Below are 25,723 nucleotides of genomic sequence, written 5' to 3' on the forward strand. Positions count from 1 at the left end.
GAGGTGTTCGGATTTGCTGCGTCTTCGCAAACCGGATGCGTCGCCCCTAATTGCACCTGAACCAGACGTTGAACCTCAACCTGGCGTGAATCAAGGTTTGCAAACGAACGAACCAGCCGATTGGGATGCTGAACCCATCGAGGGTCCCGCGGCGATCAGAGAATTCAAGGCATTCCTGGCGACTGTCTGGCCTGGGTGGATTATCGGCCTGGGACTTTTCGCGTGGCTGTACTTTTCTGTTGTGAACTCGCAAAACTTGCCGCTGTTTTGCTATCCCTCCATTGCACTTGCTGGTGTTGGTGGCACTGTTATTCTCTCGCGTCGTTCCGGCCCCCGAACAGCAAAATGGATCGGCATACCGATCACATTGGCTGCAGTGGTTGCTTGGGGGTATTTCGACACCTACGAAAGTACCTGGCACAACGAAAACGTCCGATTCACCGACACCTATTCAAGATGGGGAGGCAATCTTGTCTACCGAGATCTCGACATCTTCGAGAATGAGGCGAGACAGGGACTGCCAGTCTTTTCCGAGGAGGGACCAATGGCCGGGACCGGCCGACCACATGGTGAGTGGAAGGTGATGATCTGGAAACCAGATCTCCGTAGCGAGACACAATTTTATTGGTACGGAGAAGAGATCGACGAAGGGGAGTGGTACTTGCGCAATCGATAAGCCATTGAACAATTGGCTCGTTGCCGCTGTTTAGAAAAACGGTTTGGATCAGACCTTTCGTTTGCGTTAAATGTTGTGCCACGATCAGCTCTGCTTCTCGATCACACTGTTCGCCTGAAGAAGGGACGCTCTTTGTTCCGCTGCCTTGCCCGCTACAGCTCCGTTCTTTTGGGATTTCTGGAGCTGTAGCGGTGTACTTCTTGGTTTTGCAAGTCGTGTGTCGAACTAGCGATCCATGTTTTTCAGTTGATCAAGCAAATCCAGGATGGCCTGTTTGCGTCGATCAACGACAGGTTCGCACGCGGAACATTTCCATTTGCCGGTGACGTAGAGGACGTCACATTCTCGACCGCATCGAGGGCAGCGACATTCTTGGTCCGCGGTGGAAATCTGGGAGACCATCCCGTGATCGTCCAACAAGAGCTGTTGCGACTCAATGAGCAGGTTGATCGGAACGGTCTTGATCGACCAGATGTCAATCATCTGATCATCGATTTTGACCGAACCGACTGCCAGAGCAAGCAGCTTTCGCTGCAGATTTTGCTTTGAAACGTTACACATTGTTCGAGTCCTCCAAATTTGCATCGTCGAGAAGGTCGTTGACGTCCGGAGGTGAAGTACCGGAGTCCTCCCCGCCAACGCCGCAATGCTGCGGAGCTCGGGGTTCACCTCCATCGTCGACCTCCTGGATCGCGATGATCGTGCGGTGCTTGTTCGAGTACGTATCGAAGTCAACTTCGATCCCGGCTCGACGCATCACGGGAGCCAGACGCCTGAGCTCACCGCCAAGTGCCTTCGGTGTTGAAGGAATCAATCTTTTCTGTCCCGGGTCATGCTCCGCTTGGCTTTCCAAAAGGTCCAGCCAATCGCTGATTTGCATCGGTTCAGGGTTCTGCTGCAAGCATTCACGAATCAGGCCGATCAAGGGCTTGTCGTCGACCAGTGCTTGATTGGTCGCCTGGATGTTTTGGCTGTAAAGCCTCATCCAGCCTCCCGGCTGCAATCCCATCTCTGTCTCGGCGGCGGTAGCAAACTGTGCGAAATCAGCCATTCGAGGAAGCTCAGGGATAAACACAGAATCCAGATTGCGGAGGCCAGCGGAAAGTAGTTCCAGCAAGCCGCCGAAAATCGCCGGAGCATCACGTTCGAAGTCGGACCAAATTTCTTTCTCTGTCCGACGACTACCCTTTTGAATCGTCGGCAGAGTGATGGAGATCGTCCGGTCGGCGAGGTCTTCGCGTGATGCTACATTTTCAATGGCAGTCAGGATGATGGGGCGTTTCGACTCAAAGATCACCTCTTCGTCGTTGGCGTACAACGCACGCGTTGAAAAGCCTCCGCCCGTCGATAGACGACAAAGAGCATCCGACAACGATGTAGAGATGGAACTCAGGTTGTCGAACGCCACAACTCTTCCGTTGTTGGCGGCAATCGCAAGGTCTTGGGTTGATTTCGGCGCGGCTCGGATTGGAGACCGGTTCGGATCGACCAATGATCGCAGCATACGTGCCGTCGTCGATTTGGCTGACCCTTGTTCTCCCGAGAGCATCAACACCGGGTATGGACCCGACGGATGCAATGCCATCATCAACCAAGAGATCATCAGGTAGAAGTCATCGTCTTGGATATTGATGTATTTCCGAAGGAGATCGAGGTCAGTTCCGTCAGGAGTCGGCAGAGATTGCATCGCCGCAGGGCGAACAAAGTTTGCGGAGACTGACGGAACAAATCGAACGTCACTCGCTGTGACTTCGATTGCTTGCCAGCGATCGTTGCACAAGTCAATTAGGATCTTGGATTCGTTGCCAGCAACCCGGATCGCCGGGGTTCCTTCTTCACCCTCGAAAATTGCTTTGCCCTCGAGCGTGGAAATGGCAGAGCCAATGCTGTTTGGGTTGGCAACGCGTCCATACGTTTCGTAAAACCGCCGTCCAATCAATCGTTGGAACTGTCTTGATTTCAGCGAATGAGTTTCTTGGTGACTGTCAATGAGAATCGTCGCGTAGGCGTTTCCGTCGGAACCGCTGTTCCAAAGCTGGCAGTCTTTTTCAGCGAGTTTGACGAGCAGCGTTGCGTCGCTGCTGTCACGTTGGTCGCGGTTCGGGATTTCGGATTCGCCAGTTCGAACCGAATTGAGTTCTGGGGTATTCACCGACATCACAGTCCCTCCTGGCTGAGGGCTTGCATCGCGTTGTTGTGTGCGGTGGACAGATTGATTGGAGCGGGCCGGGGGCTCTCGCGATGCAAAGACTGTTGAGTGTTCGCTTCGATGTAGCGGCGAACAGCTTCGACGGAAGTCATTCGCCGACCGCCAATCATCCAGGATTCCAACACGTTGCCGTGCCTGTTGGGTTTCAAAGACCACCGCATGGCAGTGCTGGGATGGGTGCGATGGCCGGTCTCTTGCTCAATCGCATCGAGCAAAGGAAGAAGCTTTTCTGATTGCATGTTGTGCAACTCCTAGTGAAATACGGAATGTTCACTAGGATCAGAGCAAATTGGATTAAGTCTCCGCGCTCTTCTGCGCTCTTCCGCGCTTTCGCGCGCTCTCCCAATCAGATTTTTCTTGGATAACCAGCGAAAGACGCTCGCATGCTTCGGATTTTACCCATAGTTTCTCGATGCGAAGGGGAATGAGCACCCTTCGAAAGTAGTTGTTGGTTCTGCTACTTAAACTATTCACTGCGGATTCAGACGGTTCTGCGTTTCGGCTACCCCAAACACGCCCTGCAAGTTGACTGACAAGAAGGCTATGCTCGTTCTCTTCGATCGATTCCGGCTCCGCGGAGAGTAAAGCATCAATCAGTGTTCGTGACATGCCAGGAGGTTTTGATCCTTCGGGCATCTGTCTGCTCAGGAGTATTTCCTCAGCGACTTTTCGTCGTTCAGCATACGATTGCTCCCTAGGTATCTCGGTCGTTGGTTGTTCCTCTTCTTGCGGCCTGGGGAAGGCTGTAACACGCGTTTCCTTCGTGCCGTCAGCATTCGTATCCGCAAATAAGCTTTGCCCAGCTTGCTTATGAATCCCACCCTCTGGTTCAGCGAGAGTCAGAGAGGAAGTCAACGAACTAGATCTTGAAGTTTCGATTCGCTGGTTTGGTGTTTCGTCGTTGATCGCTGCCTCAATCTGTGAGACTTCCTTTTCGACCAACTCGCGTAGGTAGTGTCGAGCTGCCTTTAATATCCGCGGTGTGATTTTCCCGTCCAATGCGTATACCCAGTCCATCCAAATGAACATCGCTTGCTTCGAAATTGGCGGTAGTTGTTCCGTGTCGAGGAAAGACTGCATCTTTTCTCTTTCGGTTTGATAGTAGTCGCGTCGCGTTTGCAATTCCGCTTGGGTGCGATCGTCATTCGGGTGCTTCTTGAGATGCTCTGCAATGAGGCTCTCGCGGAGCTTCTCGAGTTCGCGCTCGAGACACTTGAATTCCGCTTTTTCACGTATCACTTCATCCGGGAACGTGAAGTGGAACGGAACTACCGGCGAGACACACCCCGCAGGAATGGCTTGCGAATCGGGCACAATGTCGTGTGCTAAATAGTCGCTTTCAAAGTCTGTGGCAAACTCCTGTGGTGACAGATGAATTGCTAGAGCGATTAGGTATTCGTCATCGGACAGGCCCGTTTCGACGCGTTCTTCGATTGGGGCATGGCTGAGCGTGCCTTTTTCGAGTAGTTCTCTCTCGCAAAGCTCTGAAACAACTTGGCGGAGAACACGTGGCTCCATCGCACGTGCGAAAAGCTCTCTTGAAAAGAAGGGGGAATCCACGGCAGGCAAACTAGGAAAAGGTTCATGTTCGAGATCCACAACGGAATGTGAGACCACTGGTTCTTGCTCGGTGGCGCACCCCGGTCCCGGGGCAAAAATTTTTCCCGACGTGCTCTTGAGGGAACGAGTTACCACGAGATTTGGACGTTATCAGCACTGTCTGGGAAAGTGCGGCGTTGCAGTGTCTGCGGCGTCCGTAGTCAGATGCAATGTCTGCTGGTCTTTGCAAACCTTTTACCAAATCAGCCGCTCGTTTTGGAGCGGCGTTTGCATTCATCTGATCTTCGAATCAGAGGTTGCTAGCCAACCTTTCGAGCGATTTCGATCCCTTTGGCAATGTCACGTTCCGCGTAGATCTGCGTGACATCAGCATTCTTGTGGCCGAGAACCACTTGAGCTCCCTCCAGTCCGAATTGTTGGCGAATCACCGTTCCGCGAGTGTGCCGCAGACGATTGGGGCTCCAGCGATGTTCCGACCGCCATACCTTGATTTCATCTGCAGTCAGGCCTTCGGGGCCAGGGAAGGCTTTGTCGCACGCATTGTGAATCGCACGCCGGTAGCTGTCAGTCGTGTATTCAATACCGGGGGACTTCTTCGACTTTTTGCCTCGCAGTCCACCTCGGTCGTATTTCCGGCCCCGCCGATTTCCACATGACTTGGGAGTCTTGCGTTTCGCGGCACGTTCTGCCCTTCGCTGTTCCACTGCATCAACGGGGCGGAACAGGCAATCGTCCTCGCCACGATCCAAGTACGGCTTGAGAATCGATTGTGCTTGAGGACCAATGAAAAGAAGTCGGCTGTGCCCGTGCCACTGTGTTTTGTGTTCCGTGACGGTTGCCACCCAAACATCTTCGGAACGATCAATGCATCCAGGCGTGAGCTTGCAGATTTCGCCAGGCCGACAACCGATCAGCAATTGAACACGAACCATGTCCCTGACGACTGGCGTGAGCATTGGGAGAGTGGCTTCGACGACCGATTCCTCGACAGGAAGAACTGGTTCCGTATCCGGAGCCTCAGTGCGACCGCTCTTCAATCCTGGGATCAGACGCAGGGTTTCGAACACCGATGCGGGAATCTTTCCTTCGGAAGCTGCCCATTTGAACATCCGGACGATGCGCTGCATGTGGTGATTGATGCCCGGCCTGGAAAGGCCATTGTCAATCATTGCTTGGCGAACCGCTTTGAACTGTTGAGGGCCAAAGTCAGCTGCAGACGAATTCGCGTACAACTGCTTCACCGGCTTCAACGCAGCCTTGATCCGATGAAGTTCGGATGACTTGCCGTCTCCGTAGTAGCTGCGAGCGTAGTTCACGTAATCCAGCATGATCATCGCGACGGTCAGCTCCTGGGATTCCAATCCGAAGTTCGGGCTTCGCCCACTCGCGAGATACTCTATGACGACTTGGTCGTAGGCGTACTTGGATGTCCGGCTGTTCCAGGGGCCGAGATAGTAGTCACGCCCGTTGATGGTGACTCGGGCTTGTCCGCTGGAGTGTTTGCGGTACTTCGGGACCGCACCTTTTGAATGAAGCATGAGCATCACTTTCAATACCTTGCGGGTATTTACCCACAAGAAGACTTGCAAAAGTGTGCTCTGCCAACAGCGGCAGGTAATCGTTTTATCAACGAATCACGGGGTTAAACGCCAATACACCCGGCGGGGTTCGAACCCACAACCTTCGGCTTCGGAGGCCGACGCGCTATCCAATTGTGCCACGGGTGCATGGGAATGAGCGTAGCCCATTCACGAAAACCATTGTGACGGATCAAGACAGGTTGCGACAGATGACTGTCGGGGTGGCGCTCACGCGAGTTAGGGCTGTTGTTCAGGTTGAGTGGCGGCGGTGCTTTGGATGGTCAACCAAAGCGATGCGGATGTCGCAGACGTTGGTGCCAGTGGGGCCCGTCAGAAGCAAGCCGCCGACTTGCCGCAAGAAGCCGTGCGAATCGTTGCGTCGCATGGCGTCGTGCACGTCGAGGCCGAGTTCCATGATTCGCCGATGAACGTCGCCATCGATCATCCCGCCCGCGGCGTCGCTGGGGCCGTCTTCACCGTCTGTGCCGCCCGACAGAATCGCGAGTCGTGACCATTGGTCGTCGGTCAGATTCAATTCCAGCAGTCGAGCGTAGGCGGCCAGGACGAGTTGTCCGTTGCGGCCTCCGACGCCCCGAATCGATGCGTCGGCGAGTGAGACGGTTGGTTCGCCACCACTCAAAAAGGCATCTTGCCGATGCACGGCTGGATCCGCTTGCAGCATCGTGAGGGTTAGGTCAGCCAAATGCCTGCCGACAGATTCCGCATCGCCTTCGGATTGACGATGGCAATGCATGACGTGGTTGTAGCCCAGGGCTTCCGCGGTGATTCCCGCTGCGTCGACGGCGACCGCGTTGTTGCCAAGCACGAAGGTGGAATGGTCGGTCGCGGCGATGGTGGACGCGGGGTGATCGGCGGCCTGCTTCAGGTGTTCGCGAACAACGTGTGGCAGTTGGTGATCAGGGTCAAAGCGGTCCAAAACGGCCAGTGCGTCCATCGCCGTGGAGGTATCGGGGACGGTCGGTCCGGATGCGATCAGGTCGAGTGGATCGCCGAGGACATCCGAGAGCACGAGGGTCAGAAACTGTCCGGCCCGGTTGGCTCGCAGAAGTCCACCGCCTTTGACATCGCTGAGGTGTTTGCGGACGGTGTTGAGAGCCACGATGTCGGCGCCGTGCGAGCTGAGCCAACGTGTGACGGTCAGTTTGTCATCGAGCGAAATGCCGGGCGATGGACGACACAGGAGTGCACTGCCGCCACCCGAAATCAGGCCGATCACCAGGTCGCGAGGTCCGGCGTCGGCGACCAGTTGGAGGATCCGGTCAGTGCCTTCGATCGCGGCGACGGTCGGCTCGTTGACTCCCGCCGGTCGAGCTTCTTGGATCGTGATGCCGGGCAGGTCGCGGTGGCATCCTTGGGGCACGTTGACATGTCCGATGACGGGAAAGTCCAGGCCGCTATCGGTGGTCAAGTGGTTCCGAATGACTTCCGATATACCCGCCGCCATCGCTGCGGAGGCTTTGCCGGCGCCGACGACGACAAAGCGATCAAAGGAGTCTTTGCGAATCGAGTGGTCGGCGATCAGCATCGCGGTCTCATCAAATGAGACCGAGTCGATGATCAGCCGGTCTCCCAGGACCGCTTCGACGCCGTGCGCGAACATGGCTTGGGCGTCGCTTAACAGCGTTCCTGGAGCCATGGGGATCACGCAGTGCCATTGGGATCGAAATAGGTCGGCTCGTTGCCCTCTTTCCACTTGATGTTGCAGCCGATTGAGGGACGTTGTTCCGCCTTGGGCGAACGGTCCGCGATGGTTTCATCGAGTGCTGCACGCAAGTCTTCGCCGGTGACGGGCAAGTCGGACTTGGGACGGCTGGAATCGAGTTGGCCGCGATAGGTCAGTTTGTGGTCGGCATCGAACAGGAAGAAGTCCGGTGTGCAGGCGGCTCCGTAGGCGATGGCGACCGATTGGTCTTCGTCCAAGGCATAAGGGAACGCGTAGCCGCGAGATTCCTTTTCGGCTTTCATCGCATCGAAATCATCGTCGGGGTACTTCGCAATGTCGTTGCTGTTGATACCAACGACGCCGACACCATGTTGCATGTATTCGTCGGTCAACAACTTGAGTTGTTCGGCGACGTGTTTGACATAGGGGCAGTGATTGCAGAGGAAGATCACGAGCAACGCTTTGTGATCTTTGAAGTCGGTCAACGAGACCGTTCCGCCATCGGTTTCTGGCAGTGAGAAGTCGGGTGCGGCGGTGCCCAGTGGCATCATCGTCGAAGCGGTGCGAACCATGGAAGTTCCTTGGGGCTGAGGGGGTGAATTAGCAATTAGCTAGGAGCTACTTGGTTTGCTTTTTGATTTCGTCGAGCAAACGGCCTGGGCTGCCCATGGCGTGGTAGCCACCGTCGACATGCAGGATTTCTCCGCTAATTCCGGAGCTGGCGTCGGACAGCAGGAACGCACCCGATTTTCCGACTTCTTCGTGGGTCACGTTGCGGCCCATCGGCGCCATGTGTTCGTACATGGTTAGCATTTCTTCGACGCCAGCGGCTCGTCCGGCCAGCGTGCGGATCGGACCGGCGGACAAAGCGTTGACGCGGACACCGCGAGCACCCATGTCAAACGCCAAATAACGCATCGAGGCGTCCAAAGCGGCTTTGCAAACACCCATGACGTTGTAGCCGGGGACGCATTTCTCACCGCCGTAGTAGGTCATCGTCAGGACGGACCCGCCCGGGTTCATGATGGGTTCGGCGGCTGCGGTGACGGCCAGCAAGGAGAAAACGCTGGATTCCATCGCCAATTTGAATCCAGATCGCGACGTGTGCATCGTTTCGCGACCCAGGTCGTCGCGGTCGGCGAAGGCGATCGAATGCAGCAAAAAGTCGATTTTCCCGAAGGTTTTCTCGGTGTGTTCAAAAATGGTGCGGATGTCGTCGTCGTTATTCGCGTCCATGGGTAGCAGGAATTCTGCGCCATCTTCTGGATCTGTCAATTTGGCAACTCGACGACGATTGCGTTGTTTTTCGTCGTCCGCACGGTCGGGAAGGTGGGTGAAACCGCATTTACCACCCTGCTTCAGAATTTCCTGAGCGATCGCCCAAGCGATCGAATGGTCATTGGCGACTCCAATGATCAGTCCCTTTTTTCCTTCAAATTGCATCTTCAACCTTTTCGGCTTAGTTCTATTTGATTGTCCAGCGGTGAACATCATCGCGGCGGTTTCCAAGACCGACAAGCCGACGTTCTTCTCTGGGCACCGAAGCGTGATTGGTTACTCATCTCTCAATGTTGTCAAAGCAAATTCAACCATGGATCGGTCCCAGTCTGTTTTGCCTCCGCACGTTTCCTCTGCAGCTACGGAGGCATCGATGACCCACGGCAACGCGCTGACGTCATTCATGCCGGTTCTGCTGGGGTTAGTCGGAAATCAAGCATCGCTTCGTGGCGGCGTGGTCAGCCAGGTCCAGGATCGATGGCAATCGACATTTTGGACCGGAGATCGCTGGGGGCAAGCGGAGTCACTGGCCAGCCAAGCGGTCGCGGACGATCAATTTGTCACCGCGGATGGTTTTGCCGGACTGAGCATTCCCATTGCGCCGGGGGCCGACATGGCCACTTCGGCAGGCAGAGGACCGGGATCGGCCGGCACGGGAGCGGCGGCAGGGAACCTCGGGTCGGGGCAGGATATTTTGCCGGGAGTTGGCAGCGACGCGATTGTGTTGTCAATCGATGGCAAACCGGCTGACTCGGACACATTGAAGATGTTGGCGACCGCTTTGGGCCGATTTTTGTGGCTGCAACGCAATCACCAAAACGACGCTCGGCGATTGTGGCAAACTTCGAAGATGTTGCAGCATGCCGCCGTATGGCAGCAACTCGACAGCGACGCACAGTTGTTGGCATCGATGGCTGATTGTGCCTGTGAAGTTTTAAACTGCGAACGAGCCACCATTTTTCTATGGGACAAACGCACCAAGAAGTTGATTGGCCGGCCCGCGATTGGAATTGAGGGTGGTGTGCTCGAGGTGGAGGACAATGCGGGAATCGTTGGTGAAGCCTTGCACAGCGGCAGTCCTCGATGGTGGTCCGCCGGGGGCACCGATGAAGGCCGCGTCAATCGACGCATCGATCAAGCTCAGAATTTCACGACACGATCCTTGTTGGCTGTCCCGATGGTCAACTCACGCGATCAAGTGATCGGTGTCTTCGAAGGTATCAACGCTCGACCCGGCGACCACCGCAACGAAAGTTTTGATGCCGCGGATGTACGCACTCTGACCGAGTTGGCAATGCACGCCTCGATCGCGATTGATTCCTATCGGACGCGAACGGATTTGACCGAGACTCGTGATCGGTTGGTCGAGCAAGCAGCCCAGTCCAAGCCGTTGATTGGCAATCATCATTCCATCCAAGAAATCCGCCGCAACGCCACGAAGGTGGCTCCGACGGATCTCAGCGTTCTAGTTTTGGGCAGCAACGGAACGGGCAAAGAAGTTTTGGCCCAGCACATTCACTATCAAAGTGAACGTCGCAATGGCCCGTTTGTCGCGGTCAACTGCGCCGCGTTGGTTGAGACGTTGCTGGAAAGTGAGCTGTTTGGTCACGAGAAAGGTGCGTTCACCGATGCATCGGACACTCGAGTCGGCAAGTTTGAATTGGCAAACGGCGGCACGCTGTTCCTGGATGAAGTCGGCGACATGAGTGCCGGCGGGCAAGCCAAACTGCTTCGGGTTTTGGAAGAGAAAGTTGTCGTTCGAGTTGGTGGTTCGCGACCAATTCCCGTCGATGTTCGAGTGATCGCGGCGACCAATCAACCACTGCAGGAGCTGATTTCGGCAAAGCGTTTTCGCGAAGATTTGTTCTTTCGGTTGAACGTTGTGTCGCTGACGTTGCCGCCACTGTCTCATCGCGGTGATGACGTGATGGAGTTGGCCGAGCACTTCTTGGTCGATTTCTGCCGACAAATTGGGCGTGCGGTGCCGACATTCGCAGCCAGTGCCCGCGATGCGATGTTGTCGCATGATTGGCCAGGCAACGTGCGGGAACTGCGCAATACAGTCGAACGCATTTGTTACTTGACCACGACAGATGTGGTCGAAGCGAGTGATCTGATGATGTCGCCTTCTGCGACGCGAGCGTCAACGGTCTCGCCGACGATGGACGACGTCGATGGCAACTTAAATTCAGCGACGCGAGAGTTCCAGATCCAACACATCGAGCGTTTGATCGCATCGTGTGGTGGCAACATGACCGAAGCGGCCGGCAAACTGGGTTTGCATCGTTCGAATCTGTATCGAAAGATGCGTCAACTGGGGATGCCAACGTCCAGCTAGTTCGCCATTGCGAGCAATCTCGCGGACGCTGGCTCAAGATCGAACCACGGTCCCAATTGTTCTCTAACACGAGCGTCTTGTTGAGTGATTCGAGACAATCATTCGGTGAGCGTTTGGGAACAATTGGGGCGGTGGTTTGATTTGCTTCTGGGCTGACTCAATCGCCGCCAACGCACTATCTTGGGAGGCATGAACAATCCCAAGAAATCTTTTCATGAGTCGTCGTTCGGCGAGCTCGCGTGCACCGTTGTCGATGGTTCCGATCAACCTTGGTTGCCAGTCATACTGTGTCATGGCTACGGAGCTCCCGGCGATGATTTGGTTGGCTTGACGGACTACTTGATCGACAAACTTGGAGACGCGGCCAAAGCTGTGCGGTTTGTGTATCCGGTCGCGCCAGGTGATTTGGCCGATCAAGGGATGCCTGGTGGGCGAGCGTGGTGGCCACTGAACATGGCATCCCTTCAGCAATTGCTCCAAACATCCCAGTTCGACCAATTGCACGATCAGACTCCGCCGGGAATCGAAACCGCCAGTGGGCAATTGGTTTCTGTCGTCCAATCGGTGCTGAACAACATGCCCGCTGATCCACCCGCTTGCTCTGGTTCGCCGTCGATGGGTGGTGAGACGTCCCGTCCGTATGTCTTGGGTGGTTTTTCGCAAGGAGCAATGGTGACCATGAACACGGCACTGACCGGCGACATTCCTCCGCCGGACGTTCTGGTTCAGTTCTCGGGTACGTTGGTGTGTGGACCGCAATGGATTGACGCTGCGTCGAAATCGGGAAGCGGACGATTGAAAGCCACTCGTGTCTTGCAGTCGCACGGAACGCAGGATCAGATCCTTCCATTTTCCAGTGCCGCGACATTGGCGGACACGTTGCACGAAGAGGCTTTGGAATGGGAGTTCCGAGCGTTCCAAGGGCCCCACACGATCGAGGCGGGTACATTGGACCACTTGGCCCAATGGATTCTTGATTTGACGGATCGCAAGTGACGTTCTTCAATGCAACGCTGATTCTCGGAACACTGGCCGCGGTGGTGCCAATCGCACTGCATCTGCTGGCTCGCCGTGAACCGCAACGCGTTGTGTTTCCGGGGGTCCGGTTTCTAAGACCCAAACTGAGTTCGCAACGAAGTCGGTTGCGAATTCGTCGTTGGTGGTTGTTGGCGCTCCGTGTGTTGGCGGTCATCGCCTTGGCGGTCGCTTTGGCTCGACCACACATCGATTCATCGCTGTCTTCGACGTGGTGGACCGTTGGTCTGATGGGATTGACCGGAGTCGGTTTCTTGATTCTGGCCAGCGTTGCGGTCGCGCGCGGGATGGGACGGTCGTTGGCCATTGGCGTGGCGGTGGCGGGTTTGCTCGCCCTGGTCGGTTCGTTGTTCCTAGGGACCAGAACATGGGCGACTTCGGGTGATTTGTCGGAAGGCAACGAACAGCCTGTCGCGATGGCGTTGCTAATCGACAATGGTCCTTCGTCCAAACGGTTGATCTCAAGCTCCGACGGGACGAATTCCAGTCGGTTGGAAAACGCGATCGGCGAAGCGGCAACGGTGATTGAGCGTTTACCGGAAGGGAGTCGGCTGGTGGTGCTGGATCGTTCCGCGACACCGATTGGGTTTGCATTGGATGCCGCATCGGCGCGATTGCGTTTGTCTCAGATGAAGCCGCTGGCCAATCCATTGCCGGTTCAAGAACGCATGGACGCAGCGATCGAGTTGTTGCGATCCAGCGATTTGCCGGGCAAGCAGTTGGTGGTGGTTTCAGATTGGAACGCGGCGTCGTGGAAGCCGTCTGCGCAAACGCCCGCGATGCAACCAGAAGACGTTGCGATATCGATGTTGCAAGTCGATGCCAGTGTCGATGGAAACTTTGATGCATCGGCCGAACGCTTGATCAATCGCTTTTTGTCGCCGCCCAAATTGATTGATGCGGCTTCGGCGCCGGGCGTCTCAATCCCCATTTCGGTATCGGTTGGAATGGAATCGTCTTCCGCGAGCGAGGGGCAATCGATCAATGTGACGGTGCAACTGAGTTTGTACGAGCGTGATCCATCGTTACCAGTTATTCGCGATGGCGAATTGGTTCTGCCAAGGTTACGAGGGGTGGATCGGGCATCGGCGACGGTTGTTGCGGGGGCCGATGCGGAATTGGTGTTGACGTTGCCGCCATTGGATTTGGGAACTCATCATGCGGTCGTTGAACTCGTCGGCGACGACGCATTTGGATGGGACGATCGTCGTTTTTTGACGCTTAATATTCCCGTTCCGCCACGTGTGTTGTTGGTAGGCGAAAACGCGGATGAACGGAACAGGTTGGGACACGGTCTGACGGCACCTATTGCACCGGATGAAGACGGAGCCGGGTTTCGTGTGGCCGGCGTGACGTATTCCGATTTGTCGGCGGTCGATTGGCAGCTGATCGATGCGGTCGCGATGATCGATCCGCCAATCCAAATCGATGCGGCGTCTCAATCGGTTGTGTCGGGTAGTGGGCTGACGCAGAGTACAGTGGATCAACTCGTCGAGTTGGCTCGTCGCGGCGGAGGTGTGGTGATGATGCTCGGCCCGTCAACGGAAGTGTTGGGTGTTGCGTCGCCGAACAATCAGGCAGGTTCCGATGGAACGAATCGATTGCTGCCTGATCTAGTGAGATCATGGCGTGTGCCTGAGCCCGGACGTTTCTTGGAAGAGCGTTTGCCTATGCATCCCATTTTGCGACCACTGACGTCGCTGGATGATCAGCCATCTTGGAGTGCATTTCGCGTGAATCGTTACTGGCAGAGCGAACCCAATGCGACTGCCGGTTGGCAGACCGTCGTCCGCTACGCCGGGACTCAGCACCCCGCCGTCGTTGCTCGGACCATCGCACCGGACGATGCCAACAATCAACCAGGTCGCGTCGCGGTGCTCACCACACCTCTGCCCGCCTTGTCAAAGAAAACTCGTTCGTGGAATCAACTGTTCACCGCTGCAGACGCTTGGCCCGCGTTTGTGATTTGGCGCGGTTTGATGCAGTGGGCGACCGGAGTATCGGATCAAGCCACAACGGTGTTGGTCGGCGCGACCGCGGTGGTTCCTGAAAAGGATGCCGCGAATCAGCTTCGGCGTGCCATCGATGCGGTGGAGGCAACGGCCGACGCCACGACGGAATCGAGCGTGCGACTGTACCCACCGATGGCCGAAGGCAACGAGATCGATGGGGAACCAACGATCCGTGAAGTGAACGTTGCCGATCGTGATGGTGTGTTTTCAGAGACCAACGAAGTCGGAACAACGTTCTTGCGTGGCCCTGATTATTGGGGCGGGTATTCAACGAACTTGGACCCCGTTTGGTCACGAGATGAACGGGTCACTGAGTCGGAGATGGATCAGCGATTCGGTGCCGAGCAATGGGTGCCATCGGATTCCGGAGAACAGTTGTCGATCCAAGGTCGCGTGGGTGGTTCGCCTCCCGTGTCACTGCATGGCCCAATGATGTTGCTGGCCGTGATTGTCTTTCTAGCCGAGCAATTGCTGAGCAATCGGTTTTACCGAACATCGGGAGAGGCAGCGTGAGTTGGAGCCTCGACCCGATTTATGATTCGTTGCCGGTGGCTTTGCTGTTGGTGGGTTTGATTGCGACGATGTTGTTCACAATCCTTCCGCCGGGAGTGAGCGGGCGTCGACGACAAGGATTGCTGTTGCTTCGTGGTCTGGCATCCATCGCTCTGGCTTTGGTGCTGCTTCGTCCGGCACTCGTGAGAACAGACAACCGGCCCGCGGCGGCCACTCTTGCCATCGCGATCGATACATCGGCCAGCATGGGTTTGCCATCCGATGGATCGGAGAACCGTTGGCAGCAGCAGCGACGGTCGCTTGAGCGATTGGCAGAAGGTTTGTCGGATTCTGATCAAGCCTTGCAAGTCGTTGTCGTTGGGTTTGATGCATCGGCAAATGTGATCGGTGAGAGCGGAACGACTGAACTGAGAACGCTGGCACAACGCGTTGGTGAAATTGAACATTCCGGGAAAGAGACCGATCTGTCGTCTCCTTTGTTGATGGCGATGAACCGAGGGCGAAACAGTCCGTTGACCGGGGTGGCGGTCTTCAGCGACGGAACCCAGGTCACCAATCGGTCCGAAGGCAACGAGGCGGAGCAGTCGGACCCACGACGAGAAGCACGCTTGGTGGGCGCGATGGGGGTTCCGGTATGGGCAATCCCTTTGGGGCCTCCCGCCGAGGCTTCTCGACAAATCGATTTGGCAGTCGAATCATTGCCCGAAACATTTCGCATGTTCACGGGCAACGAATCCAGTGTTTTGTTTGATGTGCACACGAAAGGCATTGTGCAGTCGCCTGCCAAAGTTTCGCTGAAGTGGATCGATTCGGCTGGTCAAACCGCGATCGCGGCGACTCGAACAGTCACACCCGAATCGATGGAACAAACCATCGCGATCGAAGTCCCTGTGTTGGCTCCTCCACCCGGCCAATATCGATTGGTCGCCAGTGTCGAGACACGATCGGGTGAGACGATCACGGATAACAATTCGCAAGTTGCATTTGTTGACGTTCGCGAAGGTGGCGGCCGAGTGTTGTACTTGGAAGGAACACCACGATTGGAGCAAAAGGATCTGCGTTGGGCGCTCAGTCGCTTTCTCGATTTGGAATTGACCTATCGATGGATTCCACGAGACACGGTAGGTGCATGGCCGATCGATTTGGTGGATGATTTCAGTCGCGGTCGCTATGACGTTGTGATCTTAGGTGACCTGCATTCATCGGCACTTGGGAATGAGCAACTGCAGGAGTTGGCGGACTCAGTCGGTGAAGGCACGGCGTTGATTATGTTGGGTGGCGAACACACTTATTCGCGAGGCGGCTACGCGACGACGCCGTTGGCGAAAGTCTTGCCGGTTCAATTAGATGATCGGCAACGCCAACCACCAGGACCGTTGGATGCGTCGGATCGGTTGGGCAAGGACGCCGATCCAATGCGACAACCAGTCGTGTTGCGACCGTCCACCATGCATCCCATCACGACGATCGAAGTCAGCAAACAAGGCAGTGTGGTTGGTTGGTCTGATTTGCCTTCTATGCCGGGGGCCAACCGATGGCCATCGGTTCGGGTTGCCCCGGGGGTTCAGGTCTTGTTGTCGACACCGAGTGACGAGCCAATGATGGTGGTTGGCGAATATGGTCGCGGCCGAGTGGCGACACTGGCGTTTGATTCGACTTGGACATGGCGGCGTGCGGGGCTGGGTGATTTTCATCGTCGGTTTTGGCGGCAATTGATTTTGTGGTCACTTGCTCGTGAGGATTCATCTCAGCAGACCATTCAACTTGATTTGGCGCCCCGGCGTTTTGTGGCCACCGAAGCACCCTTGTTCACTGCGACAATTCGAGGTGACCTATCATCCGTTTTGGATTCGCAATCGGTGTCCAACGTTGGGTCGCTCCAAGCCGAAGTGATTCTGTCGTCGGGAGAGACCGTGGTGGTACCGATGTCCAGTACGGTGTCGACAAATGAATCATCCATTTCGTTGACTGGGCAGTTGCCATCGATGCCGCCAGGATTTCATCGATTGCGAGTCGGTCCGGTCAGTGAGGTAGCGACAACGGATTCTGGCGAACCGATTGAACCGGCAGAGGTCGCTTTTCAAGTCCTCGACGACACTCGAGAATTGAGTGTTGCGCAGACCGATCATGCTCTGCTTCGTCAGATGGCATCCGCGACATCGGGGTCCGGCGGGCGTGTTTTCGAGCCGGACCAGATGGATGAGTTGGTGGATTTGATTCAGTCACGCCGCACCGAGTCGACCCGCACGGTGATCGAAAAATTCAGATTGGGTGACGGACCGGTGAGCGGTTGGCTCATTTTTCTATTGTTTGCCGGGGCTTTATCGGTCGAGTGGTTCCTGCGACGTCAATGGGGTTTGGCATGAGCGACGGATGCGTTCAACTGATGGGCCTTCCCGCCTGATCTCCTGCCTCGATTGCCGCCCTTATTTAGGACACCCGCATGCAACCGTTTGATCTTCATCAACGAACGCGAATCGTGTTTGGGCCGAACGTTTCGAATCAGATCAACGAGTTGGCACGCTCTCTCGGTGGCGTCTTGGACTCGGGACGACCTCGAGTTTTGGTCGTCTGCGATCCAGGAATTGTCGCGGCTGGCCATTTTGATCGCATCACCGGGTTGCTGCGTGACAAAAACTGGGAAGTCCACGCGTTCCATGAATTCGCCGAAAACCCAACTTCGGCGATGGTGGACGCGGGGGTGAGTGTTGCAGCGGACTTTCAGCCGGATCTGCTGATTGGGCTTGGCGGCGGCAGCAGCATGGACTGCGCCAAAGGGATCAACTTTGTGTACAGCTGCGGTGGTCGCATTCATGACTACCATGGCGTGGGCAAGGCGACGTCGGAGATGCTGCCGATGATTGCCATTCCGACGACTGCGGGGACCGGCAGCGAAGCTCAAAGTTTTGCTTTGATCAGCGACGCTGAGACACACGTGAAGATGGCGTGCGGTGATCCCAAGGCAGCATGCCGAATCGCTTTGCTGGATCCGACGTTCACGTTGACCCAGCCACGCGGAGTGACGGCGCTGACCGGCATCGATGCGATCTCGCATGCGGTTGAAACCTACGTCAGCAAGAAACGCAACGTGATGTCGACGACCTACAGTCGACGGGCATTCGGATTGTTGGGCCGATCATTCGTCCGAGTGTTGCAGGTGCCCGATGACTTGGAAGCTCGCGCAGACATGCAACTTGGCGCGTGTCTGGCTGGCATGGCGATCGAAACATCGATGTTGGGCGCGGCGCACGCCACGGCCAATCCTTTGACTGCCCGGCATAACGTGGTTCACGGACAGGCGGTCGGATTGATGTTGCCAGCGGTGGTTCGTTTCAACGGAACTGTTCACGCGGATTGGTATTCGGAGTTGTTGCGTGAGTTGGAACCGCACAGTGAGATTTCCGAGGCGCCAACACGTTTGGCCGAATTGATTGAAGAGTGGATGCGAGAAGCGGATCTCGCGACGACGCTGGATGATCTATCGATCCCAACATCGGACATTGGATTGTTCGTCGAAGATGCGCTGAAGCAGTGGACGGGAACGTTCAATCCCATCGAGCTCGACGAAGACTCCACGAGAGCGCTGTATCGCGAAGTGGTTTAGTGCTCTGATGTTCAACCGACTACGAAGTGCCATCTTCGGTGAGCCTCATCAAGCAGCGCCTGCGTCCATCGTGGTTGAGCCAACAGAACTCGTGTTGTCATGCGCTGACACGAATGCAACGCTTACAGTGAAAGTCAATGGGCAACGTATTGCGTGCCCGCACACGGAGTGGGTCGGTCAAATCGGATGCCGCATCTTCGACGGACAACTCGGCTTCCAGTTGCTCGTTGAGGCTTGCAGGCCTAGCAAAAGTGAGCTTGATTTGGTCCGACGAATCGTTGCGTATGAACATTCGTTGAAAGGCGAAGCACTCGATGCCATTTTCGCGTACTTTGACGACCTTCGTCGAAATCATGGCGTCGATTTCCCTGAAGCGATTGGCGGTTGGTCTCGTGATCAAGTTGCAGATCTGGTTCACTCGCCGTGCTGCTTCATCGACGACCTTTCTGACGATGTGAATTCGAAAGCCTGCTTCATAATCTCGTTTTCGACCGATCTGGATGAGGAACACGGTGTCGACGTTCTGGTGAACGACTGGCAAGTCGTTGACTGTGGATGCCTTGTCTGACGGTATCCGTGACCCGATAGAAACACTCGCAACGAGACGTTGATCGTGGCGACTTACTCAAATTGGCCAACGATTGAATACCCAGGCGTAGCTGCGTTCTACGTTCCACCTGGTGCTGAACATAAATTGATCGACGATGGTTGCACAATCTGCGTCACACACAACGCCACGGATGTTCTTGCGGGACTGTTTCCGCTGAGGCAATCGTCCGTTGCGTTCGACCGCGCGCCGATGTGATAGGAGAGTCCTATCAGCCTGCGACAGAGGTTGATTGCCCAGGCGTAGCTTGCATCCAATCCGTGCTGGTAATCGAAGCAGATCGACTTTGGATTGCACGTGCCTATGGTCGGATTGGAGGGGACGAGCTACTGCTTGTGCACCGGAATGGACCACGACAAATGGCACCAACTTTTCCTATGCCATTGTTCGTTTCTCTCGTTCCGCTGTTTGCACTCGCAAGCGATGGGTGACAACTGCATGCGCACCTAGCGGTGGTGGAGACTCCACCGGCGTGCTGGACCTCGCAGTGGTTTGAACGCTGCTTGATCGACGAAAGGCATCAAATGGTTTGATCGCTTTCGCGGTGTTGCCACAATGAGGATCCGCTCTGCTCTGGACGCCTCGCTTTGTTCCGAAGCATCGGCGGGGGAGCCAGGTGATAACCTGGCCTACGGCGGACTTCATCGCCATTGCTGGCAACGTGATCCTTGTCCTGATGGAAACGGGACGTCTCGGTCAATCATTCCGCGTTCCACCACCAGCGATCGCTGGGGCGGGCGTCGACGAGTTCGCCGTAGTTGGCCAAGCTTGGACGCGGCAGCGTTTGACTTGGGAGCAAGTCCGACGGTGCGACGCTGACTCCGCCACTCGCTAGGATCAGTTGGTGCATTTTGTTGCGGTGGCGATATCGATGCAGGACTGCGATCGAGTCCACTTGGGTCGGCGTTGCCAACTGGGAGGACCTTCGGGACGCGAAATGCAGTAGTGCTCGCTGCAGAGTTGCGTGGTCGTTTTGAGGTGAAACCATCGTCGAGTTTTGCTGGCTGTTCTGCACCCAAAGTTGTCCCAACGCGGTGGCTTGGTAAACCGACTCGAGTGCTCCGTAGAGCGGATAGCGTGACCTGATCGTTGCCCACTGTTGATTGAAGTGTTTGACGAACGCTTCCGTCGATGGATCCAAGACAACATTGCCACGCTGGCCGTTCAGCAACGCCAGTTCGTTCTCTCCGCTGAGTCGCAAGGGCGTTCCCGACAGCTGCCACAGGTTGGCGGAGTCGGCACGTTCGTGGTGAACATCCAAGGCTTGTCCGGTGAACCAAAGTCGAAGCAACAGATCGGCGGGCGGTGAGTTGCCCGCGGTGGCTTGAATGGTTTGCAAGTAGTTGCGGACTCCATCGGGCATGTCTTCATCACCGAGTGCCAGTCGTTTCATGTGTCGGTCCGCTTCGATGAGTAGCCATGCGATCTCATGATCCGCCGAGGTACCAAAGACGTGAATGTCTTGTCGACCCAAGGCCTCGGCCAATGACTCGGCCGCCAGTCCCATCGGCACGTCACCGGAGACGATCGATTTTCCGAGAGCAGTCGCTTTCTTCAGTCCGTCCGGTGTGGGGTCGATCGTGCAACCAAACGGTTGTTGGTGAAGTGCGGCGGACAATCCAACGGCAAGCGACGTTAGGTTCATCGGCGGAAGACCCGTGCGGCGGTCGACTTGCCAACCGTTGATTTGCTCGAAACCACCGACGGTGCCGGCCAAGACGATGTCGTCATCGGTCAACAGAACTAGCGAAACTTTGGACAACCCACCGGCATGTCCAAGTGCATCGTTGTTGGAGTGCCGTTCTGACGTGTTGCGATCGGCAAGGTTCTCCGAAGCGAGTGCTTGCATCCATCTTCGAACCGACACGCATCGAATCTTGGCGGGTGACGTCCAGTGTTCCGGGACCAATTCGGAAACATCATCACGGCCGCGTGCCGCGTCCAACATCAATGCAGTCGCATGCTTCTTCCATTCAACCGACTTTGCCTCGGTCGCATTGCCTTCCTCGATTTCGCGAAGCAGGCCGTCGGGAGCGACGACGATACCGGCGGGATAAGGAGCCATTGTTCCTACGCCGCCGAGAGCTTCCCACGATTCGGGTTCCACCGTGGTTTGAATCAATTGCATCAACTGGCTGAAGTCGGCCAGCGATTGACCACCGGATGCACCCGGGTTTGCATTGCCGACCCCTGAATCGGCGGGATGGGACGCAAAGCCACCGGGATCGTTCAGGCCGCTGTTTTGTTGCGCAACTGAGTGGGGGGCTCCGGCGAAACCGAGCCAGGCGAGCAGCAAAACACTGGCGAGAAGCTTTTTCCAAGCGGACATCGTGACACCCCGAGAAGACGGCGAAGAGAAGGAGGTACTTCTAGCGTAACGGTCGGCATGCCCGCCGAACAGCAAAAGTTGGTGAGCTTTGTGGTCTCGGTGTGGCTGGTCGGACGTTGGGGAGTCTCGCGGGAGCGGCTGGACGGCTCGCTTTGTTCCAAAGCATCGGCTGGGTGCCAGGTGATAACCTGGCCTACAATCATGGGCTGGTCAGACGGACCAACTAGCCGATGGCTCCTCGGTCGCCGGTGGCGGCCAGGGTCAGGTCGGAGGCGTAGCAGTCGACGAGCGTACCGAGGTTGGCACTGCGGTCGATCTCGCGGAACGTTCGCAGGGTGCGATCAAGTCGCCGGTGGGTGGCAGGATCGTACTCGCCGGAGCTGGCGTCGGATCGCAGTTGCCGACGGTAGTGCTGGACCGCGATCGAGAAAACGTCTCGCAGAGCGGCCCGCCGTTTGGGAACGTCCTTGCTGATCGAGTCGAGATGCCCATTGATCAAGCGAACGATCGCGGTTGGATCAGGCACCGGAGCGGCGAGTTGATTCCATAGGGCTTCGCGGATTTGTTCGCCGCCTCCACGAGCCAACCGAGCGGCGACATGCATGTCACCGGCGGACAACTCGATTGCCGCATCGAGAGCATCGTCCGACATCGTCGGCAATGATTCCTCTTCGTGCTGCGATTGATAATGATCGAGTTGTTTTCGCAACAGGGCTCGTCCCGCTTCGCCAGGTGGCGTTTGAAAACGAAGGACCTGACATCGTGAACGGATGGTGGGAAGTTGGCGTTGCTCGCTGCTGCCAATCAGGATGATCAATGCATTGGCGGGCGGTTCTTCCAACGTCTTGAGCAAGCAGTTGGCGCCTTCTTCATTGAGGAAGTCGGCGTCATGCAAAATCGCGACTTTGCGCTGAGCCTGCATGGGTCTCAGGTGCACGTCGTGGCAAAACCCTTCTTGCAAACGCGCGTCGACCGGACCGATCAACAGTTCCAATGGGATCAGCGTTTTGTCGTCTGGTTTGCGAACTTGGATGAAGTCCGGGTGCGTGCCCACTCGAACTTGAACGCACGACGGACATTCGCCACACGGGGCCATGTCGCGCGCGGTGCTTCGCTCGCACAGCAACGTTTGCGTGAGCAGAATCGCGGCGGAGGTTTTGCCGACGCCGTTGGGACCGACGAATAGAAGGCTTCCGCCGAGGCGACCTTGGCGGATGGCTGCGGTGAGTCCCGTGATCAAGGCATCGTGCCCGATCAAGTCATTCCAAGATTTCAGCGGTGGCGCATCAACCGCGATTGCTCGCGTGGTTTTCGCGGCTTTGGGAGAAGACGTGGAGGCTTTCTTCGCGGCCACGAACTAGACGCCGCGATTGATGTCAGGCGTGTCGATGCTGTCGATTGCCGTAATCTTGTCGACGCGTTGTGCGTGGCGCCCGCATTCGAAATCGGTGCGAAGCCACATCAGAACCAATTCATCGACAGGGCGTTCACCGATCAAATCACCTGGCAAACACAGCACGTTGACATCGTTGTGGCGGCGAGACATTTCGACGATGACTTCGTCGTAACATGAAGCCGCTCGGACACCATGGAATTTGTTGGCGACAATTGCCATTCCGATCCCAGTGCCGCAGATCAGGATCCCGCGATCCAATCTGCCGTCGCGAATTTGCTCGGCAACGCGGATTGCGAAATCGGGGTAGTCGACAGGGTCGGTCGAGTCGGTGCCCTCATCGCATACCTCGAACCCTTCGCGTTGAAGCGTTTGCAAGAGACGTGCTTTGATGTGCACGCCACGGTGGTCGCTCGCCAGGCCTACTTTGATTGTCATGCCTTACTCTGAACCAGCATTGTGCCGCGGTGGTTCGTCATCTGAACCTTCGCTCGGGCCATCGGACGGGAAGAAATCGGGAGGTAGTTCGCTGAGCCAACCTTCCAGTTCGCTTACGATTTGATCTGCACATTGTTCATATACGTCGACCGGCATTCCAACCGGATCACTGACATCGCCTCCGTCGCGACGAAGTGTGAACACTCTTTCGGCTCGATCCGGCCAAGCCGCCACGATCGCATCTCGGTGACGACGGGTCATGGTGAGTACCAAGTCGGCCATCGACATCAATGAATCTTCGAGCGGTTGGCTGGCGTGTCCGGTCAGGTCCAACCCACGCCGGCCCATCACTTCGACTGACTGGGGGCTGGCTCCGCTGCCGTGTCCCGCCGCGACTCCAGCCGAAACGACACGAGCGACATCTTCGCGACCGAATTTACGTCGCAAAGCTTCCCGAAGCAACGTTTCTGCCATGGGGCTACGGCAGGTGTTGCCGGTGCACACGAGTGCGATGACTGGTTTGACAAATTGATTCATGGCAGCTTGTTGGATCACTCCTGTTCGCTGGACGTGCCAGTGATTGCCGGTGACGCGGACCACCGTTCCTTCATCACCATAACGACTGATACCGTCGTCGAGCAGCAGTGGCAAGGACTCGCCCGTTCCGGCATTCAGCGCCGATTGCAATTTCTCCGCTGTGGTGGGCGGAGATGCGTCCGGCAATCCGATTTCACCCCAGACCAACGGGGCGGACAGGTAGCGGTGGATGTGGCTGAGCAACCGATGCCCAGAGACTCGAAAGGCGACCGGACCACCCGCTGGGGACGGGCGTTGCCCAGCCCCCGCTCGCAAGGTTCCCGCAACCGACTCTGGCAAACAGCTCATCGCCGAAACCGTATCATCGCAGTCCGCGATCAACGTCAGCGGGCCTGGGAAGCATCGTTCGGACAGTCGTCGGCCCAAAATCGTCATCGGCATCAAAAAGTCGCCCACCGCTTCGGTGCTGCGGACACACAGTGCGATCGAACCCGCATCGGCCGGGGGAGCCACAAAGCCGGCTTGGCCCGCCGTGGATGCGTCCGATTCAGTCGACCAGCCTCGGCAAGTCGCTGTCCACTGTGCCAATCGACGCACCGCGGCCGGACACAGTGAGCTGGCCACCAATCCGTAGACTGTTTCGCTGGGAACACCGATGACCTGACCTTCGACCAGTGCTTGAACGCTGCGATGAACAATATCGCGTGGATCGTCGGTCGTTTGCAGGTCGTAAATCATGGGCACTTTGTGAGGTGGACGATCCATCCAACGCGGATGGCCGCTAAACTCAGAAGCAAACGCTAGCGGGACACCATATGCTAGCGATTCGAGCTCATCGATGGCAGCCTGCATGCGACACGTCAGGCGTCACGTTCTCCAGGTAGGCCGCATGCGCGAACCATCGCAAATCAATCCCGCAGAATCCAAACCGGTTGATCGGCGTCAGGCGTGTCAGCGATTGATGGCCGGAGCGACTTCGTTGATGGGACTGACGACTCTGAACGGTTGCGTTGCTTCCGCGTTCGGCGGGACACCCGAACTGGTTTGGGGACGACGTGGATTTTCAGACGGGCGTTTTTTGAAGCCGCGAGCGATGGCAATCGACCCGGACGACCAACTGTACATCGTCGACACGACCGGTCGGATCCAAGTTTTCGATGCCGATGGCCAACATTTGCGAACTTGGACGACGCCGGAAACAAACAACGGGCGTCCCACGGGAATGGTTTTCGACGGTGCAAAGAACCGATTGCTGGTCGCTGACACGCACTATTATCGAATGCTCGCGTTCACACCAACCGGGGAGCTCTTACCGGAGGATCAAATTGGCGGCACTTCCGGAAATGGCGCCGGCGAGTTCGCTTTTGTGACCGATATCGCGGTCGATGGCGATGGTTGCCTGTACATTGGAGAGTATGGGGCGTCGGATCGGATTCAGCGGTTCGATCCCGATGGCACCTTCATGGCACAGTGGGGCGGAACGGGGCGTGAGGTCCAGCACTTTGTTCGGCCACAAAGCTTGGTCATTCACGAGAAGACACTGTGGATCGCGGACGCCTGCAATCATCGGGTCCAGCGATACGATATCTCGACGACCGAGCCACGATGGATTGGGTCATGGGGACAAGAAGGCAAGCAACTCGGCGATTTTTACTATCCCTATGGAATCGCGGTGGACCCGGATGGCACCGTGTTGGTTTGCGAATTTGGCAACCAACGAGTCCAACGTTTGACGCCCGACGGCGAGCCCATCTCGTCCTGGGGCGCCCCAGGACACGACCCTGGACAACTCTATGAGCCCTGGGGATTGGTCGTCGATTCTCGACGGCGAGTCCATGTGCTGGATAGCAACAATCACCGTGTGCAGCGATTCACGCTGCCGGGTTAGCAGGTGACCAATGTCGCCGATTGGCTCCGGCCAATCGACTCG

At 56.6% G+C, this 25,723-nt stretch carries 21 protein-coding genes, 1 tRNA gene and 1 pseudogene; 8 read left to right on the forward strand and 15 right to left on the reverse strand.

The window, feature by feature from the left end:
- Nucleotides 1-97 precede the first annotated feature (97 nt).
- Nucleotides 98-676 (forward strand): hypothetical protein, encoded by a 579-nt coding sequence (locus tag RB_RS22270; RefSeq protein WP_231845886.1) that lies wholly within the window; start codon nt 98-100, stop codon nt 674-676.
- Nucleotides 677-901: 225 nt separating this feature from the next.
- Here the strand turns inward: RB_RS22270 and RB_RS22275 are convergent, their stop codons facing one another.
- The 9 genes from RB_RS22275 to RB_RS22315 all read right to left on the reverse strand — a co-directional run bounded on the left by RB_RS22275 (nt 902) and on the right by RB_RS22315 (nt 9,152).
- The gene (locus tag RB_RS22275) at nt 902-1,237 is read right to left on the reverse strand and encodes a hypothetical protein (protein WP_011122930.1); all 336 of its coding nucleotides are present in this window, start codon (nt 1,235-1,237) and stop codon (nt 902-904) included.
- Nucleotides 1,230-2,834 carry an ATP-binding protein gene (locus RB_RS22280; protein WP_164922361.1) on the reverse strand — a complete coding sequence of 535 codons (1,605 nt, stop codon included), beginning with the start codon at nt 2,832-2,834 and terminating at the stop codon, nt 1,230-1,232. Before RB_RS22280 ends, RB_RS22275 begins: the two co-directional genes overlap by 8 nt.
- On the reverse strand, nt 2,834-3,124 hold the full coding sequence (locus tag RB_RS22285) for a DUF1580 domain-containing protein (protein ID WP_164922362.1): 291 nt from the start codon (nt 3,122-3,124) through the stop codon (nt 2,834-2,836). The genes RB_RS22280 and RB_RS22285 overlap by 1 nt, the downstream gene beginning before the upstream one ends.
- Nucleotides 3,125-3,179: 55 nt before the next feature.
- Nucleotides 3,180-4,502, reverse strand: a complete 1,323-nt coding sequence (locus tag RB_RS22290; RefSeq protein ID WP_231845887.1) for a hypothetical protein — start codon at nt 4,500-4,502, stop codon at nt 3,180-3,182.
- A 242-nt stretch (nt 4,503-4,744) separates the two neighbouring features.
- Nucleotides 4,745-5,983 (reverse strand): tyrosine-type recombinase/integrase, encoded by a 1,239-nt coding sequence (locus RB_RS22295; protein WP_164922363.1) that lies wholly within the window; start codon nt 5,981-5,983, stop codon nt 4,745-4,747.
- Nucleotides 5,984-6,098: 115 nt separating this feature from the next.
- Nucleotides 6,099-6,172: transfer RNA gene (locus RB_RS22300), tRNA-Arg, on the reverse strand.
- Between the two features lie 103 nt (nt 6,173-6,275).
- Nucleotides 6,276-7,682 carry a glycerate kinase type-2 family protein gene (locus RB_RS22305; protein ID WP_164922364.1) on the reverse strand — a complete coding sequence of 469 codons (1,407 nt, stop codon included), beginning with the start codon at nt 7,680-7,682 and terminating at the stop codon, nt 6,276-6,278.
- Nucleotides 7,683-7,687: 5 nt separating this feature from the next.
- On the reverse strand, nt 7,688-8,281 hold the full coding sequence (locus RB_RS22310) for a thioredoxin family protein (protein ID WP_011122936.1): 594 nt from the start codon (nt 8,279-8,281) through the stop codon (nt 7,688-7,690).
- Nucleotides 8,282-8,327: 46 nt separating this feature from the next.
- A complete protein-coding gene (locus RB_RS22315) occupies nt 8,328-9,152 on the reverse strand; it encodes an enoyl-ACP reductase FabI (protein ID WP_007327143.1) in 825 nt (274 codons plus the stop codon).
- Nucleotides 9,153-9,192: 40 nt separating this feature from the next.
- On the opposite strand from RB_RS22315, the gene RB_RS22320 reads away from it, so the two are divergent.
- From RB_RS22320 to RB_RS28625, 6 genes are all read left to right on the forward strand, one after another.
- Nucleotides 9,193-11,325, forward strand: coding sequence for a sigma-54-dependent Fis family transcriptional regulator (locus tag RB_RS22320; RefSeq protein ID WP_164922365.1), 2,133 nt, complete (start codon nt 9,193-9,195; stop codon nt 11,323-11,325).
- 189 nt (nt 11,326-11,514) lie between these two features.
- Nucleotides 11,515-12,321: an alpha/beta hydrolase gene (locus RB_RS22325; RefSeq protein WP_007336025.1), complete on the forward strand. Its 807-nt coding sequence runs from the start codon at nt 11,515-11,517 to the stop codon at nt 12,319-12,321.
- Entirely contained in the window at nt 12,318-14,885 is a 2,568-nt protein-coding gene (locus RB_RS22330) for a BatA domain-containing protein (protein WP_011122940.1), read from the forward strand. Before RB_RS22325 ends, RB_RS22330 begins: the two co-directional genes overlap by 4 nt.
- The gene (locus RB_RS22335) at nt 14,882-17,251 is read left to right on the forward strand and encodes a glutamine amidotransferase (protein ID WP_164922366.1); all 2,370 of its coding nucleotides are present in this window, start codon (nt 14,882-14,884) and stop codon (nt 17,249-17,251) included. Before RB_RS22330 ends, RB_RS22335 begins: the two co-directional genes overlap by 4 nt.
- A gap of 77 nt (nt 17,252-17,328) precedes the next feature.
- Entirely contained in the window at nt 17,329-18,489 is a 1,161-nt protein-coding gene (locus tag RB_RS22340) for an iron-containing alcohol dehydrogenase (protein WP_011122942.1), read from the forward strand.
- Between the two features lie 7 nt (nt 18,490-18,496).
- Nucleotides 18,497-19,057 carry a DUF6985 domain-containing protein gene (locus RB_RS28625; RefSeq protein WP_011122943.1) on the forward strand — a complete coding sequence of 187 codons (561 nt, stop codon included), beginning with the start codon at nt 18,497-18,499 and terminating at the stop codon, nt 19,055-19,057.
- 739 nt (nt 19,058-19,796) lie between these two features.
- On the opposite strand, the gene RB_RS22350 is transcribed toward RB_RS28625, so the two are convergent.
- The 6 genes and pseudogenes from RB_RS22350 to RB_RS22370 all read right to left on the reverse strand — a co-directional run bounded on the left by RB_RS22350 (nt 19,797) and on the right by RB_RS22370 (nt 24,645).
- Nucleotides 19,797-21,425: a DUF1598 domain-containing protein gene (locus tag RB_RS22350; RefSeq protein WP_011122946.1), complete on the reverse strand. Its 1,629-nt coding sequence runs from the start codon at nt 21,423-21,425 to the stop codon at nt 19,797-19,799.
- Nucleotides 21,426-21,465: 40 nt separating this feature from the next.
- Nucleotides 21,466-21,591, reverse strand: a complete 126-nt coding sequence (locus RB_RS28630) for a DUF1589 domain-containing protein (RefSeq protein WP_390174935.1) — start codon at nt 21,589-21,591, stop codon at nt 21,466-21,468.
- A pseudogene (locus RB_RS28635) lies at nt 21,569-21,706 on the reverse strand (DUF1589 domain-containing protein); the annotation flags it as partial. The gene RB_RS28630 and the pseudogene RB_RS28635, both read right to left, overlap by 23 nt.
- Entirely contained in the window at nt 21,649-22,779 is a 1,131-nt protein-coding gene (locus RB_RS22360; protein ID WP_011122947.1) for a DNA polymerase III subunit, read from the reverse strand. The pseudogene RB_RS28635 and the gene RB_RS22360, both read right to left, overlap by 58 nt.
- Nucleotides 22,780-22,782: 3 nt before the next feature.
- Nucleotides 22,783-23,256 carry a ribose 5-phosphate isomerase B gene (rpiB, locus tag RB_RS22365; RefSeq protein WP_011122948.1) on the reverse strand — a complete coding sequence of 158 codons (474 nt, stop codon included), beginning with the start codon at nt 23,254-23,256 and terminating at the stop codon, nt 22,783-22,785.
- A 3-nt stretch (nt 23,257-23,259) separates the two neighbouring features.
- Nucleotides 23,260-24,645: an arsenate reductase/protein-tyrosine-phosphatase family protein gene (locus RB_RS22370; RefSeq protein WP_011122949.1), complete on the reverse strand. Its 1,386-nt coding sequence runs from the start codon at nt 24,643-24,645 to the stop codon at nt 23,260-23,262.
- 37 nt (nt 24,646-24,682) lie between these two features.
- On the opposite strand from RB_RS22370, the gene RB_RS22375 reads away from it, so the two are divergent.
- Nucleotides 24,683-25,681 (forward strand): NHL repeat-containing protein, encoded by a 999-nt coding sequence (locus RB_RS22375; protein WP_164922368.1) that lies wholly within the window; start codon nt 24,683-24,685, stop codon nt 25,679-25,681.
- Nucleotides 25,682-25,723 lie beyond the last annotated feature (42 nt).

Origin of the sequence: Rhodopirellula baltica SH 1 (assembly GCF_000196115.1) — a bacterium.
GTDB lineage: Bacteria > Planctomycetota > Planctomycetia > Pirellulales > Pirellulaceae > Rhodopirellula > Rhodopirellula baltica.